This is a genomic window from Allobosea sp. Root670, assembly GCF_001429415.1.
In the GTDB taxonomy this organism is placed as follows: domain Bacteria; phylum Pseudomonadota; class Alphaproteobacteria; order Rhizobiales; family Beijerinckiaceae; genus Allobosea; species Allobosea robiniae.
In genome coordinates this window covers 1,199,604-1,214,971 of sequence record NZ_LMJU01000001.1, presented here as the reverse complement: position 1 = coordinate 1,214,971, position 15,368 = coordinate 1,199,604, and the positions used below count along the sequence as shown (strand labels likewise).

The 15,368-nt window shown below is 66.4% G+C and carries 14 protein-coding genes; 8 read left to right on the top strand and 6 right to left on the bottom strand.

The genetic code is table 11. The features are described 5' to 3' along the window. Positions 1-48: 48 nt before the first annotated feature. The 7 genes from ASE61_RS05570 (at position 49) to ASE61_RS05540 (ending at position 7,026) form a co-directional block, all read left to right on the top strand. Positions 49-1,026: an ABC transporter permease gene (locus tag ASE61_RS05570; RefSeq protein ID WP_061965353.1), complete on the top strand. Its 978-nt coding sequence runs from the start codon at positions 49-51 to the stop codon at positions 1,024-1,026. Then, the gene (locus ASE61_RS05565; RefSeq protein WP_061965351.1) at positions 1,023-1,859 is read left to right on the top strand and encodes an ABC transporter permease; all 837 of its coding nucleotides are present in this window, start codon (positions 1,023-1,025) and stop codon (positions 1,857-1,859) included. Before ASE61_RS05570 ends, ASE61_RS05565 begins: the two co-directional genes overlap by 4 nt. Next, positions 1,856-3,463, top strand: a complete 1,608-nt coding sequence (locus ASE61_RS05560) for an ABC transporter ATP-binding protein (RefSeq protein WP_061965349.1) — start codon at positions 1,856-1,858, stop codon at positions 3,461-3,463. Before ASE61_RS05565 ends, ASE61_RS05560 begins: the two co-directional genes overlap by 4 nt. A gap of 130 nt (positions 3,464-3,593) precedes the next feature. Next, positions 3,594-4,883, top strand: coding sequence for an ArgE/DapE family deacylase (locus ASE61_RS05555; RefSeq protein ID WP_061965347.1), 1,290 nt, complete (start codon positions 3,594-3,596; stop codon positions 4,881-4,883). Next, on the top strand, positions 4,880-5,764 hold the full coding sequence (locus ASE61_RS05550) for a DMT family transporter (protein WP_244492712.1): 885 nt from the start codon (positions 4,880-4,882) through the stop codon (positions 5,762-5,764). The genes ASE61_RS05555 and ASE61_RS05550 overlap by 4 nt, the downstream gene beginning before the upstream one ends. Positions 5,765-5,942: 178 nt before the next feature. Beyond that, the gene (locus tag ASE61_RS05545) at positions 5,943-6,536 is read left to right on the top strand and encodes an ankyrin repeat domain-containing protein (RefSeq protein WP_082617237.1); all 594 of its coding nucleotides are present in this window, start codon (positions 5,943-5,945) and stop codon (positions 6,534-6,536) included. A gap of 16 nt (positions 6,537-6,552) precedes the next feature. Beyond that, on the top strand, positions 6,553-7,026 hold the full coding sequence (locus tag ASE61_RS05540) for a nucleoside deaminase (RefSeq protein ID WP_061965342.1): 474 nt from the start codon (positions 6,553-6,555) through the stop codon (positions 7,024-7,026). 364 nt (positions 7,027-7,390) lie between these two features. Here ASE61_RS05540 and ASE61_RS05530 read toward each other — a convergent pair whose 3' ends face one another. After that, entirely contained in the window at positions 7,391-8,533 is a 1,143-nt protein-coding gene (locus ASE61_RS05530) for an ABC transporter substrate-binding protein (protein ID WP_162260069.1), read from the bottom strand. Positions 8,534-8,538: 5 nt separating this feature from the next. Then, positions 8,539-10,767 (bottom strand): TonB-dependent siderophore receptor, encoded by a 2,229-nt coding sequence (locus ASE61_RS05525; RefSeq protein WP_061965337.1) that lies wholly within the window; start codon positions 10,765-10,767, stop codon positions 8,539-8,541. Between the two features lie 272 nt (positions 10,768-11,039). On the opposite strand from ASE61_RS05525, the gene ASE61_RS05520 reads away from it, so the two are divergent. Next, positions 11,040-11,765 carry an AraC family transcriptional regulator gene (locus ASE61_RS05520; RefSeq protein WP_061965336.1) on the top strand — a complete coding sequence of 242 codons (726 nt, stop codon included), beginning with the start codon at positions 11,040-11,042 and terminating at the stop codon, positions 11,763-11,765. Between the two features lie 47 nt (positions 11,766-11,812). Here the strand turns inward: ASE61_RS05520 and hydA are convergent, their stop codons facing one another. From hydA to ASE61_RS05500, 4 genes are read right to left on the bottom strand one after another with little or no spacing between them, the layout of a single operon-like run. Then, complete coding sequence (gene hydA / locus ASE61_RS05515) at positions 11,813-13,255, bottom strand: dihydropyrimidinase (RefSeq protein ID WP_061965334.1); 1,443 nt, start codon at positions 13,253-13,255, stop codon at positions 11,813-11,815. Positions 13,256-13,261: 6 nt separating this feature from the next. Further along, complete coding sequence (locus tag ASE61_RS05510) at positions 13,262-14,008, bottom strand: GntR family transcriptional regulator (RefSeq protein WP_162260068.1); 747 nt, start codon at positions 14,006-14,008, stop codon at positions 13,262-13,264. 29 nt (positions 14,009-14,037) lie between these two features. After that, complete coding sequence (locus tag ASE61_RS05505; RefSeq protein WP_061965330.1) at positions 14,038-14,691, bottom strand: amino acid ABC transporter permease; 654 nt, start codon at positions 14,689-14,691, stop codon at positions 14,038-14,040. A gap of 5 nt (positions 14,692-14,696) precedes the next feature. Continuing rightward, positions 14,697-15,368, bottom strand: a complete 672-nt coding sequence (locus ASE61_RS05500; protein ID WP_061965328.1) for an amino acid ABC transporter permease — start codon at positions 15,366-15,368, stop codon at positions 14,697-14,699.

Genomic DNA, 15,368 nt, shown 5'->3' with positions numbered 1-15,368 from the left:
ACTTCGCGCCGCGGCGCGCGTGGGATGACAGCTTCACGAAAGTCCTGAATGAACCTCGCGCAATTCCTCGCCGGCCGGCTCGTGAAGGGGATCATCGTCCTCTTCGCGATCGCGATCCTGAATTTCCTGCTGATCCGGGCGGCACCCGGCGACCCCGCGCAGGTGCTTGCCGGCGAGGCCGGCGCTGCGGACGCGCAGCTCCTCGAACAATTGCGCGCCCGCTTCGGTCTCGACCAGCCCTTCCTGACCCAGCTCTGGATCTACCTGAAGGGCTATCTCACCTTCGATCTCGGCTTCAGCTATCGCCAGCAGCAGCCGGTGCTGAGCCTGATCATGGAGCGCTTGCCGGCGACGCTGCTTTTGACCGGCGCGGCCTTCCTCGTCTCGCTCGTCGTCGGCACGGCGATGGGCGCGCTCGCCGCGCGCCGGGCCGGCAAATGGTCGGACAGCCTGATCACCACGCTGGCGCTGATGTTCTATGCCACGCCATTGTTCTGGGTCGCGCTGATGAGCCAGATCGTCTTCGCGCTGAAGCTCGGACTCGTGCCCAATGTCGGCTACGAGACCATCGGCGCGAACTATACCGGTCTCGCCCGCGCGCTCGATATCGGCCAGCATCTCGTCCTGCCTGCGCTGACGCTCGGCCTGTTCTTCACCGCGCTCTATGCCCGGATGATGCGCGCCTCGATGCTGGAGGTGGCTGGCGCCGATTTCGTCAAGACGGCGCGCGCCAAGGGCGTCTCGCAATCCCGCGTTTGGCGGCGGCACGTCGCCCGCAACGCCATCCTGCCGGTGGTGACGCTGGCGGGATTGCAGGCAGGCCAGCTCGTCGGCGGCGCGGTCCTGACCGAAACCGTCTTCGCCTGGCCGGGCATCGGGCGCCTGATGTTCGATGCGCTGGTCCAGCGCGACTATTCCGTCCTGCTCGGCGTCTTCTTCGTCTCCTCGGCGATGGTCGTCTGCTTCAACATCGCGACCGATCTGGTCTACCGGATCGTCGATCCGCGCATCGAGGCGCACGCATGAACTTCCTCAAGCGCTTCATCCGCAATCGCGGCGCGGTCATCGGCATCGTTATCCTGCTTGCCGTCATCGCCTTCGCGATCCTGGCGCCGACGCTCTATCCGCAATCGCCCTGGCGTCCCGTGGCTCGGCCCTTCCTCGCGCCCTTCACCATGGAGCGCTTCCCGCTCGGCACCGACACGCTCGGCCGCAACCTCGCCTCCGGCCTCGTCCATGGCGCCCGCGTCTCGCTGATGATCGGGGTGGTCTCGACCCTGGTCGCGCTGGTGATCGGCGTGCCGCTCGGTGCCGTCGCCGGCTATGCCGGCGGCTTCGTCGATGACGCGCTGATGCGCTTCACCGAATTCTTCCAGACCATTCCCTCCTTCGCGCTTGCCATCGTGCTGGTCGCGATCCTGCAGCCGCAGCTCGGCTCGATCGTGCTCGCGATCGGCGTGGTAAGTTGGCCACCGGTGGCGCGGCTGGTGCGCGGGGAGGTGCTCTCACTGCGAAGTCGCGAATATGTCCAGGCGGCCGTCACCATCGGCCAGTCGACGCCGCGGATCATCTTCAGCCAGGTCCTGCCCAACACCATCGCGCCGATCATCGTCATGGGCTCGCTGATGATCGGCTCGGCGATCCTGCTCGAATCCTCGCTCTCCTTCCTCGGGCTGGGCGACCCCAACCTGATGAGCTGGGGCTATATGGTCGGCGCCGGCCGCACGCGCCTGCTCGACGCCTGGTGGATCTCGTTCTTCCCCGGCTTCGCGATCTTCCTGACGGTGCTCGCGCTCAACCTCGCCGGCGAGGGGCTGAACGATGCCTTGAACCCGCGTCTGGCCAGGGGGCGCGAATGACCGCTCCCGTGCTCTCCATCGAAGGCCTGACGCTGGCGCTGCCCGCGATGGCCGACCGTGCCCATGCTGTCGAGAATGTCACGTTGACCATCCAGCCCGGCGAGACGCTCTGCGTCGTCGGCGAATCCGGCTCCGGCAAGTCGATGATCGCCCATGCGGTGATGGGTCTCTTGCCCAAGGCGGTGAAGCCGGTCGCGGGCCAGATCAGGCTCGCCGGCCGCGACATCCTCGCCCTCGACGAACAGGCGATGCAGGAGGTGCGCGGTCGCGAGGTCGGCATGATCTTCCAGGAGCCGATGACCTCGCTCAATCCGGTCATGCGCATCTCCGACCAGATCGTCGAGACCTTCGAGGCCCACGGCCTGCACGACAGGGCGACGCGCCGGGCCCGCGCCATCGAGCTCCTGACCGAGGTCGGCCTGCCCGATCCGCCGCGCCTCGCCAAGGCCTATCCGCACGAGCTCTCCGGCGGCCAGCGCCAACGCGTGATGATCGCGATGGCGCTCGCGCTCGAACCCAAGCTCCTGATCGCCGATGAGCCGACCACCGCGCTCGACGTCACCACCCAGGCGCAGATCCTTAAGCTGATCGACAACCTGCGCCATCGCCACGGCACGGCCGTGCTCTTCATCACCCATGACATGGGCGTCGTCGCCGAGATCGCCGACCGCATCGCCGTGCTGGAGAAGGGCGTGCTGGTCGAGGAGGGCACGGCCGATCAGGTGCTCGGCTCTCCACGCCACCCCTATACGCAGAAGCTGCTGGCCGCCGTGCCCTCGCTGACGCCGGCCGTGCTGCCGCCGCTGCCGGATACCGCCCCGGTGATCAGCGTCGAGGGGCTCGGCAAGACCTACCGCAAGCGCTCGCTCTTCGGCGTCGCGCGCGAGGTCAAGGCGGCCGACGACATCTCCTTCGCGCTTGTCCGTGGCGAGACGCTCGGCCTCGTCGGCGAATCCGGCTCGGGCAAGTCGACGGTCGGGCGTTGCTGCCTGCGCCTGATCGAGCCCGATCGCGGCCGCATCGCGCTCGGCGATCTCGTTCTCTCCGAACTGAAGCCGGCCGAACTGCGCCGCCAGCGCAAGCGCATCCAGATGGTGTTCCAGGACCCGTTCGCCTCGCTCAATCCGCGCCAGACCGTCGGCCGCATCATCTCGGACGGCCCCGTCGCCCATGGCACGCCGCGCAAGGAGGCCTTGGCGCGGGCGAAGGAATTGCTGGGACTCGTCGGCCTCTCCGCCAACGCCATTGACCGCTACCCGCATGAATTCTCGGGCGGCCAGCGCCAGCGTGTCGGCATTGCAAGGGCGTTGGCGCTGGAGCCCGACGTGCTCGTGGCGGACGAAGCGGTCTCGGCGCTCGACGTCTCCGTGCAGGCCCAGATCCTCAAGCTGATCAAGGATATCCAGAGCCGGCTCGGCCTCGCTATCCTCTTCGTCACGCATGACCTGCGCGTCGCCGCGCAGATCTGCGACCGCATCGCGGTGATGCAGCGCGGGCGCATCGTCGAGAGCGGGCCGACAGCCGCGATCTTCGCCGACCCGCAGCACGCGTATACGCGGCAACTGCTGGCGGCGGTGCCGGGCGGTGGGCGCTTCGGGCACTAATGGGGCAGCGCTCCGCGTCATGGTCGGGCTTGTCCCGACCATCCACGTCTTTCCCTTCATCCATGTCGTAAGGCGTGGATGCTCGGCACAAGGCCGAGCATGACGGATTCGGCCTAAGGAGATCTGCCCCATGCCTCTCGATCCCGCCTTGCGCGAAAAAATCCTCGCTGCCGTCGAGGCGGGCTTCGACGAGCAGGTCGCCTATACGCAGGAACTCGTCCGCTTCGCCTCGACCCGCGGGCAGGAGCACACGGTCCAGGATTTCATCTTCCGGGCGATGAAGCAGCGCGGCTTCACCATGGATCGCTTCGCCATGGACAAGGAGGCGATCGCCGCCCATCCCGGCGGTGCGCCCTTCTCCGACACGCATTCCGAAGCCCCGATCGTCGTCGGCATCCATCGCCCCCGTGAGGAAAAGGGCCGTTCTCTGATCCTGCAGGCCCATGTCGACGTCGTCCCGGCCGGCCCTGCCGATCAATGGAAACATGCTCCCTTTGACCCCGTCATCGAGGGCGACTGGATGTATGGCCGTGGCAGCGCCGACATGAAGGCTGGCTCCGCCGCCAATCTCTTCTGCCTGGATGCGCTGCGCCGTATCGGCATGCAGCCAGCGGCGACGGTCTATGTCGAATCCGTCGTCGAAGAGGAATCGACCGGAAACGGTGCGCTGATGACGCATTTGCGCGGCTACCGCGCCGAGGCCGCGCTGATCCCCGAGCCGGAATACGAGATGCTGGCCCGCGCCAATGCCGGCGTGCTCTGGTTCCAGTTCGAAGTCCGCGGCATCCCCGCCCATGTCCGCGAGATGGGCACCGGCGCCAACGCGATCGATGCGGCCTATCGGGTCGTCGCGGCGCTGCGCAAGCTCGAGGAACAGTTCAATATCGAGAAGGTTGGCCGCGAGCATTTCGAAGATGACCCGCACCCGATCAACCTGAATATCGGCAAGATCGAGGGTGGCGACTGGGCCTCTTCCGTGCCGTGCTGGTGCCGGGTCGACTGCCGCGTCGGGCTCTATCCCGGCGTGACCGCCAAGGAGACGGCGCAGCGCATCGAGGATTGCATCCGCGAGGCTGCGCGCGCCGATTCCTTCCTCGCGAACAATCCCCCGAAGGTCACCTTCAACGGCTTCTGGGCCGAGGGCTATGTGCTGGAGCCCGGCAGCGAAGCCGAGGCCGTGCTCGGCCGCGCCCATGAGGCGGCGCTCGGCAAGCCGCTGAAGAGCTTCATGACGGCGGCCTATCTCGATACCCGTGTCCACGCGCTCTACGACAAGATCCCGGCGCTCTGCTACGGCCCGATGGGCGAGAACATCCACGCCTTCGACGAGCGCGTCAGCCTCGCTTCGGTGAAGCGCATCACCGGAGCGATGGCGCTCTTCGTCGCCGAATGGTGCGGGCTCGAAAGCATCGAGGGGTGAGCGAGGGCAAGCCGGGCAGGGCGCTGCTGCTCGTTCCCCTGCTCGGGTTGCTCTGGGGCTTCAACTGGCCGGCGGTGCGGATCTCGCTGACCGAAATCGCGCCCTGGACCCTGCGCGCCGCCGGCATGAGCTTTGCCGGGCTCGTGCTCGTCGCGATTGCGCTGGCGCGTGGCATTCCGCTTGCTGTGCCGCGTGCACAGTGGCCGCGATTGGTCGTCGCCGGCTTCCTCTCGATCGCCGCCTTCAACGTGCTGCTCGCCTTCGCGCAGCTCGCAGCCCCCACCTCGCGCGCGGCGATCCTGACCTTCACCATGCCGATCTGGGCGACGCTGCTTGCCCGCTTCGTGCTGGGCGAGGCCTTCGACGGCAGGCGCCTCGCCGGGCTCGCGCTCGGCATCGCCGGACTCATCTGCCTCGGCCTGCCCTTGATCCTGGCTGGACAGCTCTCCTTCGGCCTGATGCTGGCGCTACTCGCGGCGGTGAGCTGGGCGCTCGGCACGATCGTGACCAAGCGCTGGCCGGTCTCCGCTCCGGCGCTGACGATCGCCGCTTGGCAATTATTGATCGGCGGGCTCGTCGCCGGCATCGGCATGCTCGTCTTCGAGGGCCTGCCCGTGCCGAAGCTGCTCTCGCCGCGCGTGCTGACGGCGTTGAGTTTCCACATCATCGGCGCGCAGGCACTGGCCTATTTCCTCTGGTTCACGGTGGTGGCGCGCCTGCCGGCGGGAATAGCCAGTCTCGGCACGCTGATGGTGCCCGCGATCGGCGTCCTCGGCTCGGTGCTGCTGCTCGGCGAGCGGCCGACGCCGACCGATTGGCTCGGCCTCGCTTTGGTGATCGCAGCTTCCGGCGCGATCCTGGTTCCGGCCCGGCGGCCATGAGCCCAGGTGCCATGTCCCATGTCTCCGGCTATCTTTCCTGCCGAAGCGTGTCGGGGCCGGTCTATCGGAACGGCGCCGGTTGCAGTCCAGGGAGACGGAATTGCCCCGATTTTCGCCGATCCTGGCCTTCGTTATTCTCCTGCTGGCCTTCGGCCCGCAGACAGTATCCGGACAAGCCATGACCGAAACCAGATTGCATGCCGCCGCGGCCAGGGATGACGTCGCCACGATCAAGCGGCTGCTCGTCGAGGGCGCAGTGATCGACGCACGCGACGCGCGCGGCCGGACCGCCCTGCTCGTCGCGACCCATGAGAACCGCGTCGACGCCGCCCGTGCCCTGATCGAGGCCGGCGCCGACGTCAACGCCAAGGACGGGATGAACGACAGCCCCTATCTCTATGCCGGTGCGCGCGGCCACCTCGCCATCCTCAAACTGACGCTGGAGCATGGCGCGGACCTGAAGAGCACCAATCGCTACGGCGGCACGGCGCTGATCCCGGCCTGCGAGCGTGGCCATGTCGAGACGGTCCGCACTCTGATCGCGGCCGGCGTTGCGGTCGATCACATCAACAATCTCGGCTGGACCGGGCTTTTGGAGGCGATCATCCTGAGCGATGGCGGCGACAGGCACCAGCAGATCGTCAAGGACCTGCTCGCGGCCGGTGCGAATGTGAACCTGGCCGACCGCGATGGCGTGACCCCGCTCCAGCACGCCCGCAGCCGCGGCCAGGCCGGGATGCAGCAGATCCTGCTCGCGGCCGGGGGGCGTTGAACTGAAGGGCGCGATCATGAATCAGGCACAGAGGTTTCTCTGCGAGGCGATCGAACTTGCGCGGTCCAATATGGACAAGGGCGGCCGGCCCTTCGGGGCTGTGATCGTCCGGGAGGGCGAGGTGATTGCGACCGGTGTCAACGAGATCGTCGCGACCAACGACCCGACCGCCCATGCCGAGCTGACCGCCTTGCGCGCGGCGAGCCGCAAGCTGGCTTCGCCGAGCCTCGCCGGCTGCGTGGTCTATGCCAGCGGCCATCCTTGCCCGATGTGCATGGCGGCGATGCGGATCTCCGGCGTCAGCGAGGTCTACTATGCCTATTCCAACGATGACGGCGCGCCCTATGGCCTGTCGAGCGCGGCGGTCTATGCCGATCTGGCAAAGCCTTTCGCCGAGCAGTCGATGAAGATCGCCTATAGGCCGGTTCGCCTCGAAGGCGGGCCCGATCTCTATGCCGAATGGAAGCGGCGTCAGGTGGGGCCGGCCTGAGGCCATGGCTTCCTCGCGGTAGGGAGCCCTGATGGGGTCTAGCGGAGCTTCGCGATCCTGATTCCGTCGAGCTTTGCGCGGTCCTTGATGGACTCTTCGCTGCGTGTCATCGCTTTCGCAATCGCCTTCAGGGCCATGCCCTTTCCGGCCAGCAACCTCAGCTTCTGGAGTTCCTCGGCTGTCTAGGGTTGGCGATGCCGTTCAAATCGCTCGGTCACAATCCACTCCGCTTCGCGGTCACACCTGATCGGTCGACCTATAGTGGCATGAGGGAGCCGATTGATCGATATGTGCTGCCAGCGACGGTCGATCGGTGTACCTGACGCGAAGGCTGGAACGGAGTCCATCCGCTCGCCGCGATGGGTCACCGCCGAGGGGCATGTCTTCCGGTGGAGATCCAGAATGTTCCCTCCAGCGGCGCCGCCAGGAATCGGCTGTTGATCTCGCGCAGCGTGGCGTCCAGGTCGATATCCGCGAAGAGTCCTGGGTGCTGCCATTTTGCCAAAGCCTCGATTGCAACGACATGCGCGGGCGTATGGACGAAGAGGTGCCAGAGACCATGGGCGCGGCCCTGCGCGACGGCATCCAGAGCCGCGAGATCGCGACCTTCGAGGCGTTTGGCGAAGCTGCGGGCGGCTTTCTCAGCCGGTACGGCCGGGCCAAGCGCGAAGGCTTCGGCGTCGGCATTGTCGGAGGTCGTGGTTGCGACATAGACCTTGGGATTGCGCGTCAGGACGAACTCCAGGCTGAGTTGTCCGACCGCGCCGGGAATCTTCTCCGCGCCGATGTTTTCGCCCCCGGCCAGACGAATGAAGCCGTCGATCGTGCCGGGGCCGGCGGAAAAGCAGCATTCGGGCCTTGCCGCGAAAGCATGCAGGAAAACCGAAGGACGCTCGGCCGTATCCTTGGCCAGCCGTGTCGCGATACGGTCGAGATGCTCGCGATAGAAGGCGATGAATGCCTCCGCCTGCGCCTCGCGCCCGATGAGCTTGCCGAGGATGCGCAGGCTCGGCTCCGTGCTCTTCAGGGGGTCGAGGAAGAAATCAACGATGGCGACCTGGATGCCCGCCGCCTCCAGCTTCGCGATGCCCGGGGCGGCGTCGGAGCCGTAGCGATAGGCGTCGAAACGGCTGAGCAGGACGAGATCCGGCTGGCGCGCGATGATCGTTTCGATGCCGATGGCCTCGAAGGAGCCACGGCCGACGACCGGAACCCGGTCGATCGCCGGAAACCGGCCGCGCAGGATCGCAGGCTGGATCGCATTGGCGCCGCCCTCCGCCCAGCCTGCGAGCAGGCTGACGGGATCGGGATGCAGCAGCGACAGCGCATCAAGGCTGACCCAGGCGCCGAGCACGATCCGCTTCGCCGGCTCCTTGAGAACCACCTCGCGGCCGGCGAGATCGGTGACGCGGATGTCCGTCGCTGCGGCCGGCGCAGCAAGCAGAAGCGAGAGGGCGAGGCCGACCAGCGCGGCCGCCCGCCTCCCAAGTCCGGTCGCGCGGTTCATCATCCTCACCAGCGATAGCTCAGCGTTGCCAGCACCGTGCGGCGCGAGCCCAACGTGCAGCCCGGGACGTTGCCGCATTGCGAGACGTAGTAGCGGTCGAACAGGTTCTTGGCGACGACCGACAGCTTGGCGCCGTTCAAGGCCGGCATCAGCTTGCCGAGATCGTAACCGATGGTGGCGTCGACCAGCGTATAGGACGGGATGCGCACGGTGTTGTTGGTGTCGTAGGTGCTGCCGACGAACCTGACGCCGCCGCCAAGCGACAGGCCGGCGAAGGGGCCGCCCTGGATCGCATAGTCGGCCCAGAGCGAGCCCTGATGCATCGGTGTGCCCGGCAGCCGCTTGCCGATATCGGTTGCGATCGAGCTCTTGGTGATCTCGTGGTCGAGGAAGGCATAGGAGGCGATCAGCCCGAGGCCTTCGGTCAGCTGCGCCCTGGCCTCGACGTCGAAGCCGCGCACGGAAACCTCTCCGAGCTGGACCTGCGCGAAGGGATGCGCCGGGTTCGGATCGCCCGTCAGCGTATTGTCCTGGCGAATGTCGAACACCGCGGCGGTGAGGGAGGCATTCATCCATGCCGGCTGATATTTGACGCCGGCCTCGTATTGCCGGGAGGTCAGCGGCTTGAAGGCCGCGCCGGAAAAGTCGGTCGCCGCCGTCGGCTGGAACGACGTGGAAACGCTGACATAGGGTGCGATGCCGTTGTCGAAGACGTAGCTCAATCCGGCACGGCCGCTGAAGGCGCGGTCCGTCGTCGAGGTGCGGGTCAGCGTATTGGTCGTCAGGGTCTGCGTGCGCGTCCGGGTCTCGGCGATGTCGTAGCGGCCGGAGAAGGTCGCGATCCAGCGGTCGAACTTGATCTGGTCCTGCGCATAGAAGCTGAGCTGGCGCAGTTCCGCATCCTTGCGCTGGAAGTTGATGCCGGGATCGGCGACGGACGCGCCATAGACCGGGTTGAAGATCTGGATCGCGGGGGCCGGGCCGCGGCCGACATCGTATTGGCTGATCTCGTTGCGGTAATCGAGGCCGATGAGCGCGGTATGCGACAGCGGGCCGGTGCCGAATTTGGCCTCCAGCCGGTTGTCGAGCGTGAAGGCGCGCGCCGCGGCGTCGATGCGGAAGGCGGCGCGGTTCAGCGTGCGGTTGTCGGCCAGCAATTCGCCGTTGCGGTTGAGCGCCCGCAGATAGACGTCGTTCTGGGTGTAGCGCAGGTTCTGGCTGAAGGTCAGGCTGTCGTTGAAGCGATGCTCGAAGGCATAGCCGATTGAGCCCTGGTCGCGCTCGAAGCGGTCGAAGCCCGGCTCGCCGGCATAGCGGTTCCAGGGCAGGCGACCATTGACGGGATTGGGATGGAGCGTGCCGGAGGTCGGCAGGTAATTGAAGCTGGTCTTGCCGTTGCGCTCGCGCAGGTACTGGCCCATCACCGTCAGCGTGGTGTCGGCGCTCGGGCGCCAGGTGAAGGCGGGCGCGATGAAGAGCCGGTCGTCGTCGATGAAGTCGGTCTGCGTTCCGGAATTCCGTGCGAGCCCGGTCAGACGATACAGGAAGGTGCCCTGCGGATCGATCGGCCCCGACAGGTCGAAGGCTCCCTGAAGGCGCCCGAAGCTGCCCGTCTGGAGCTGGACTTCGCGCAGCGGCGTGGCGGTGGGGCGCTTGCTGACCATGTTGACGAGGCCGCCCGGGCCGCTCTGGCCGTAGAGGACGGAGGAAGGCCCCTTGAGAACCTCGACGCGCTCCAGCCCATAGGGCTCGACGACCGAGGTCGTCCAATCGGCCGTGGCCGCGCCGTCGGGCAGGCGCAATCCGTCGAGGAAGAGATCGCCCTTGAAGCCGCGGATCTGCGTGTAGCTGTCGAATTGCGAGGCGGCTCCATAGGTCTCGCCGCGAACGCCTGCGGTGTAACGCAAGGACTCGCTCACGCTCTGGGCCCCTTGCGCGCGGATCTGGTCGGCCGTGACGACGTTGACGGTCTGCGGCACTTCGATGAGCGGCGTGTCGGTCTTGCTGCCGGTGGCGCTGCGGGTCGCGACATAGCCATTGACCGGGCCGAGTGCCTGCTCGCGGGTGCCTTGCACCTCGATGGTGTCGAGGCGGATCGCAGGCCCGCTCTGCTGGGCCGAGGCGCCCGTAGCAAGCGCAACGAACAGCGCCGGCAGTGAAATCTGTGACAGGGCACAGGCGCGAACGCTTCTTTGTATCGCGGTGAAGCGCCGGAATACGGTGGTGTATAGCATACGCGTCGTCGGCCCTGGATCTGAATTTAATCTATGTTTCTTGACGAATACTCTTGCATCGACCTAGTTTGAACTGATTATAAACTAGCTCGACTGCTCTTGAATTATAGCTGCGATCCTTCTACGGACGTGGATCATAATTGACCGTGTCCGGGTCAAATTTGGTCGCACTCATGCGCGTTCAGGAAAAATCACCGAGTTCGGATCAGGCGGGTCCGCAGACCGTCGACAGATTGTGGTTGAGCGAGGAAACGCCTCGTCCGGTCACGGTCTTGCACCAGTCGTTTCTCAACGGCGCCCGCACACGCTGGCACAGCCATCGCCGCATCGAGCTGCTCCATGCCTCCGGCGGGCTGCTCCTGCTCCATACGGAGATCGGCACCTGGACTGTCCCGTCGGGCTATGCGCTCCTCGTGCCGGCCGACCTGCCGCATGAGCTGGCGGCCTATGGCTGCTGCGAAATGCGGGCGGCTTTCTTCACCGACGAGGCGCTCGGCGATGCCGTTCCGCGCAGTTGTCGCGTGATCGCCGTCTCGGAATTGCTCGACGTCTCGCTGCGCGCCCTGGCGAGCGGGCCCTTGCTCTACGATCTCGGTGGCCGCGGCGGGCATCTTGCGGCGCTGATCGTCGACGAGATCCGCGAAGCCAGCGAGATCCAGATCGCGCTGCCGATGCCGCAGACGCCGCCCTTGCGGAAACTGGCTCGTGACATGATCCAGAAGCCGGCGCTTGCCCACGATCTGGATGGCTGGGCGGAGCAGACCGGCGTCAGCCGCTCCACCTTCACGCGCCGCTTTCGCGGCGAGACCGGATTGAGCTTTGCGGAGTGGCGCCGGCGGTTACGCATGCTCCATACGCTGACGCTCCAGGCAAACGGCGTCCCCTTGCGGCAAGCGGCAGTGACCGCCGGCTACCGAAATGCCAATGCGCTGCGCGACATGATGCGCCGGACGCTGACGACGACGGTCTTGCCGCCATCGCCGGAGCTGGACAGATGAAATTGTTCAGCCCGGCTTGATGGGGGATCAACTGGCCACTGACTGCCTCACCAGGCGAGGCCGAAGGCTTCCAGCTCCTTTTCCGCATCGGTTCGGTCCTGATGAGGGGCGGTCGCTGTCGCCGGCAGGAAACGGCCTCGCCCCCGTGTGCCGCAGAATTCGTGATAGCGGCTGATCACCTCGCCACGGCTCAGCGTGACCGCCGGCCAGGCCGTGACCTTCAGGCCTTCATAGGGGGTGAAGTCTACGTTGTGATGCATCATCGCGTTGTCGATGACGCGGTCGTAATTCTCGTCCCAGATGCACAGATCGGCGTCGGCTCCGATGGTGAGATCGCCCTTGCGCGGTGCCAGCCCGTAGATCCGTGCGGCATTGGTCGATGTCAGCTGGACGAATTCAGGCAAGCTGATCCGGCCTTCCTTGACGCATTGCGTGAACAGCAGCGGCATGCGGATCTCGACGCCGGGCACGCCGCTGGCGATCTTGTCGAAGCTCGCGCCGAAGCCGTTCGGGAACTTCTCGACTTCGTCGAACCTATAGGGCGAGTGATCCGAGGAGAGTACGTCGATGCGCCCGTCGGCGACCGCGCGCCAGAGTTCGGCGCGGTTGGCGGCGTCGCGGATCGGCGGGCTGAAGATGCCCTTGGCGCCTTCATGGCCGGGCTTGTCGAGCAGGCTGCCGTCGAGGGTCAGGTACTGGGTGCAGGTCTCGACGAAGAGCGTGGTGCCCTTCGCGCGGGAGAGCGCGACCACGTCGAGCGACCGGCCGGTCGAGACATGCACGATCATGGTCGGCACGTTGAACAGTTCGGCGTAGGCGCAGATCCGGAACACGGCCTCGGCTTCGGCGATGGTCGGGCGCGAGGCGAGATGGAACTTCGGCGCGACATGGCCCTGCGCCAGCAATCGCTGGGTCACATGGTCGATGATGTCGGTGTTCTCGCAATGGACCATGACCATGAAGCCGTGCCGGCGGGCGGCGGCGAAGACCGTGACGATATCGCGATCGGCGATCCCGACGGCGGCATAGGTCGTGAAGATCTTCAGCGAGCGCAGGCCGCCGGCAGCGGCCTCAGCGAGGTCTCGGTCGAAATCGGGATGGGACGGGTCGGTGACGACGATGTGGAAATTATAGTCCAGGACCGACTTCCGTGCGCGCTCGTGATAATCGGCTGCCGCCCAGGCGATCCCTTCGCCGCGATGCTGCGGGGCGAAGGGCAGGACCGTCGTCGTGCCGCCGCAGGCGGCCGAGACCGTTCCCGAATAGAAGTCGTCGGCATTGATCCGGCCCTGGCCCTTGCGCTGGTCGATATGGAGATGGCTGTCGACGCCGCCCGGCGTGACCAGCCGGCCAGCCGCGTCGATGGTCTCCGGCGCCTTGTCGCCGATGGCGCCGAGCGCGGCGATCCGGCCGTCGCGGATGCCGATATCGGCGTTGAAGACGTCGCTGGAGCTGGCGCAGCGGGCATTGCGGATGACGAGATCGAACATGGAATTCTACCGGCTTGAGCTGACGAAGCGACCGCCCGGTCTGGGCACGAGATCGACGACGAGGCTGTAATTGGTCGGGTGGAAGATGCCGTCGATGACGATGAGCGGCCTGTCGGAGCGGTCGTAATAGAGGCGGCGCGAGGCGACCAGGGCCGTGCCTGCGGGCACGCCGAGATTCGAGGCCTGCTCGGCATCGGCGACGATCGCGCCCAGCGTCTGCTGCCCGCGCTGGATCGCGAGCCCGGCCCGGCGCAAACGCACCACGGTCTGCTGCTCGCCCGGCGGCAATTCGGCGTCGTCGACGCGGGGCGAGACCGAGACGGGAATATGGGACGTGCCGATCATCAGCGGCTTGCCGGCCTGCAGGATGAGCGAACGATAGCGGGTCGCGGGCCCCCGGTCGGCCGGCGCGAACAGGGCAGCAATATCGGGCGCTGGCTCAACGTCGTCGATCGCCAATGTCCGGAAGCTCAGGCGCTCGTCGGCGATCAGGATATCGTCGAGATAGCCGCGCAGCCGCACGCTCTGGCCGACCTTGACGCGATCGTTGACATAGGTGCCGAGCCCCTGGAGCTTCATCACGACGCCGCCGGCCGAGAGCTCCTCCATCGCCTTGCGGATGGTCGCACGGCTGACCCCGTAGCGGGCCTGCAGCTCCGTCTCCGAGGGAAGCTGCTCGCCGACCGGGAAGTCGCCGCGCTCGATCGCTCCCATGATGTCGGCCTGGATCTGCAGATGAAGCGGCACGGGCATGGCGTTTCCGATGTTGCGGGGGGCGGTGTTCATGCCGGCTTGAAGGGTTGGCGCTTCTCGATCAGCGAAAGCAAGCGCACGAAGGGCCAGAATATCGCGAGATAGACCAGGGCGGCCATGAGCAGGGGCGTCGGATCATAAACCGCTCCTTGCGCGATTCGCGCGTTGCGCAGCAGTTCGGCGATCGCGACGACCGATGCAAGCGAGGTCGCCTTGGCGAGCTCGAGGACGTTGCTGAGCAGGGGCGGGCGCACCTTCTTCAGTGCCTGGGGCAGGGCGACATAGGCGAGCACCTGAAAGCCGTTCAGGCCGGTTGCCTGCGCAGCCTCGTACTGGCCCTTCGGCACGGCCGCGAGCCCGGCCCGGACGATCTCGGCGAAATAGGCCGAGCCGTTCAGCGTCATCGCCAGGACGAAGGCCGGTATCTCCGGCAGGCGCAGGCCCAGGAAGGGCAGGGCATAGAACACGAAGATGATCAGGACGAGCGGCGGGAAGGCGCGGAAGAAATCGATGTAGAGATAGGCGGCGAGCTGCGCCGGCCGCGATCTCGCATTCGCGACGATGGCGACCAGCGTGCCCACGCCGAAGGCCAGCGGCACGATCATGATCGCGAGCAGGAGCGTGACCTTCAGCCCCGAGAGCAGGTAGGGAATGGTCAGCGCGACGGTGTCGGGGTGAAACATGGTGCCTACCTCTTCACCGCATAGCGGCTCTCGATGTGCCGGCTGAGCACGACCAGCGGCGCGAACACGGCCAGGTAGAACAGGGCGGCGACGGTGAGCGGCGTCGGGTTGGCATAGAGCGCCTGCTGGCTCGACGCCTGGTTCAGCAATTCCGAGACCGAGACGACGGAGGCCAGCGCCGTGTTCTTGGTGATGCTGATCGTCTTGTTGGTCAGCGGCGGGATGACCATCTGCACCGCCTGGTAGAGCACGATGTAGAACAGCGTCTGGGTGAAGGTCAGGCCGGTCGAGAGGCCGCCCTCCCATTGCCCCTTCGGGACCGAGGTGATGCCGGCCCAGAAGATCTCCTCGGAGAAGGCGGCGAGCACGAGGCCGAGCGTCAGCACCGTCGCCCAGTAGGCGTCGATCCGGATCTCGTATTCCGGCAGCACGAAATAGATGCAGATCAGGATCACCAGCGCCGGCAGCGAACGCAGGATGTCGACGAAGGCGACGATCAGCAGGTTCAGCGCCGTGATGTCGTAGGCGCGGGCGCAGGCGAGTGCGAGCCCGAGCGACAGCCCGAACAGGATCGTCAGGGCGGACAACTGCAGCGTGACGAGGAAGCCCTGGAACAGGAAGGGCAGCACGGCGGCTGCGATGGTGCCGTCGAAGAAGAACTTGCCGATCTCGCCCAT

Coding starts and splice junctions, on each gene's coding strand:
- ASE61_RS05570 (WP_061965353.1), top strand. CDS start 49: ATGAACCTCGCGCAATTCCTCGCCGGCCGGCTCGTGAAGGGGATCATC.
- ASE61_RS05565 (WP_061965351.1), top strand. CDS start 1,023: ATGAACTTCCTCAAGCGCTTCATCCGCAATCGCGGCGCGGTCATCGGC.
- ASE61_RS05560 (WP_061965349.1), top strand. CDS start 1,856: ATGACCGCTCCCGTGCTCTCCATCGAAGGCCTGACGCTGGCGCTGCCC.
- ASE61_RS05555 (WP_061965347.1), top strand. CDS start 3,594: ATGCCTCTCGATCCCGCCTTGCGCGAAAAAATCCTCGCTGCCGTCGAG.
- ASE61_RS05545 (WP_082617237.1), top strand. CDS start 5,943: ATGACCGAAACCAGATTGCATGCCGCCGCGGCCAGGGATGACGTCGCC.
- ASE61_RS05540 (WP_061965342.1), top strand. CDS start 6,553: ATGAATCAGGCACAGAGGTTTCTCTGCGAGGCGATCGAACTTGCGCGG.
- ASE61_RS05530 (WP_162260069.1), bottom strand. CDS start 8,533: ATGAACCGCGCGACCGGACTTGGGAGGCGGGCGGCCGCGCTGGTCGGC.
- ASE61_RS05525 (WP_061965337.1), bottom strand. CDS start 10,767: ATGCTATACACCACCGTATTCCGGCGCTTCACCGCGATACAAAGAAGC.
- hydA (WP_061965334.1), bottom strand. CDS start 13,255: ATGTTCGATCTCGTCATCCGCAATGCCCGCTGCGCCAGCTCCAGCGAC.
- ASE61_RS05510 (WP_162260068.1), bottom strand. CDS start 14,008: ATGCCCGTGCCGCTTCATCTGCAGATCCAGGCCGACATCATGGGAGCG.
- ASE61_RS05505 (WP_061965330.1), bottom strand. CDS start 14,691: ATGTTTCACCCCGACACCGTCGCGCTGACCATTCCCTACCTGCTCTCG.
- ASE61_RS05500 (WP_061965328.1), bottom strand. CDS start 15,368: ATGGGCGAGATCGGCAAGTTCTTCTTCGACGGCACCATCGCAGCCGCC.